1 protein-coding gene is annotated in these 386 nt (G+C 43.8%); it reads left to right on the forward strand.

The window, feature by feature from the left end; all coding sequences use genetic code 11:
* The coding region (locus tag AVZ68_RS19495) for a transposase (protein WP_157404779.1) at window positions 1-386 on the forward strand (386 nt) is incomplete at both ends.

The raw sequence follows: 386 nt of genomic DNA on the forward strand, positions 1-386 counted from the left end.
TGACAAGCAAGAGGTAACGGAGGAAGTCTTGGGCATCGACCTTGGGATCAAAAACTTGGCTATTTGCTCGAGTGGTGCGGTTTACCGAAACATCAATAAAAGCCGCACCGTACGAAAGATAGAGAAACGTTTACGTAGGTTGCAGCGTAAAGCTTCTCGAAAATACGAGATGAATAAGGAGGGAAACCGTTTTGTCAAAACGAGCAACCTTATAAAAATCGAAAAGCAACAACGAATCCTACATCGACGATTAGCCAACATCCGCTTGAACTACACTCACCAGTCTACGAATGCCGTTGTGAAAACCAAACCTCGGAAAGTCGTAATGGAAGACTTAAATGTGAGCGGAATGATGAAGAATCGTCACTTAGCTAAAGCGATATCCC

This window comes from Shouchella shacheensis, from assembly GCF_001484965.1.
GTDB lineage: Bacteria > Bacillota > Bacilli > Bacillales > Bacillaceae_D > Shouchella > Shouchella shacheensis.